This is a genomic window from Solemya elarraichensis gill symbiont, assembly GCF_002021095.1.
Taxonomy (GTDB): Bacteria; Pseudomonadota; Gammaproteobacteria; order Chromatiales; family Chromatiaceae.
In genome coordinates this window covers 1-1415 of record NZ_MPRK01000338.1, presented here as the reverse complement: position 1 = coordinate 1415, position 1415 = coordinate 1, and the positions used below count along the sequence as shown (strand labels likewise).

The 1415-nt window shown below is 50.8% G+C and carries 1 protein-coding gene; it reads left to right on the top strand.

Annotated features, from left to right (window positions below; genetic code table 11):
- Nucleotides 1-1415: FAD-dependent oxidoreductase (locus BOW51_RS10770; protein WP_135568281.1), on the top strand; the 1415-nt coding region annotated here is incomplete at both ends.

The following is a 1415-nucleotide window of genomic DNA, read 5'->3' as shown; positions in this document are numbered from 1 at the left end:
AATGTGATGGTTGAAAGTGCGAGTCAGTACAAGAAGGCTGTTGTTATCGGTGGTGGACTGCTTGGTCTGGAAGCGGCAAACGGACTGATGAAGCAGGGTATGGAAGTCAGCGTTGTGCACTTGATGGACACTTTGATGGAACGCCAGCTGGACAAACCTGCCTCTATCATGCTGCAGAAATCACTTGAAGAGCGCGGCATGAAGTTCCTGATGGAACATGTCACTGACGAGATTCTCGGTGAAGAACGTGTTACCGGCCTGCGATTCAAGAACGGAGAAGAGATTGACGCGGATCTCGTTGTGATGGCCGTTGGAATCAAGTCCAATTTCTCTCTTGCGAAAGAGTCTGGTCTCCACTGTGAGCATGGCCTTGTCGTCAACGACACTATGCAGACATTTGATCCGAATATCTATGCAGTCGGCGAGTGTGTACAGCACCGTGGCATTACCTACGGACTTGTTGCTCCACTGTTTGAACAGGCCAAGGTGGCTGCGAACCATCTCGCAGAATTCGGAATTGGACGATATGAAGGTACGGTAACCTCAACAAAACTGAAAGTGACCGGTATTGAACTCTTTTCTGCGGGTGACTTCACCGGCAGTGATGATACAGACGAGTTGGTTTTTCAGGACAAGGCCACCGGCACATACAAAAAGCTGGTTGTTAAAGACAACAGGATTCTGGGTTGCGTCCTCTATGGCGACACCATTGATGGCACCTGGTATTTCCAGTTAATGAAAGAGGGCACGGATATCGAGGCCTTCCGTAATACACTGCTGTTTGGGCAGGCACACCTCGGCGACTCGGGTCATGGCGATGATACGCGTGTTGCCGCAATGCCGGATAATGCCGAAATATGCGGCTGTAACGGTGTCTGCAAGGGTGAGATCGTAAAGTCTATTTCAGATAACAAGCTTTTCACTCTCGATGATGTGCGCTCGACAACCAAGGCATCCGCATCATGCGGTTCATGTACCGGGCTGGTCGAGTCACTGCTGGCTCATACGCTTGGCGGTGATTATGAAGAGGCACCGAGCAAGAAGCCAATGTGCGGTTGTACCTCGCATACACATGAAGAGGTACGCAGGGGGGTTTTCGAGCAGGAACTGAAGTCAATGGATGCAGCCCGCAGCTACTTTAACTGGGCAACACCGGATGGCTGCCCGTCTTGCCGTAATTCGTTGAATTACTATCTGCTGAGTTCATGGCCGCTTGATTACCAGGATGATCCGCAGTCACGTTATATCAATGAACGCGCGCATGGAAACATCCAGAAAGATGGCACCTATTCAGTTGTACCACGCATGTTCGGTGGCTTGTGCACCCCTGATGATCTGCGCGCAATCGCAGATGTAGCGGATAAGTACGAGGTGCCGGAGATGAAAGTAACCGGTGGTCAGCGTATCGATATGTT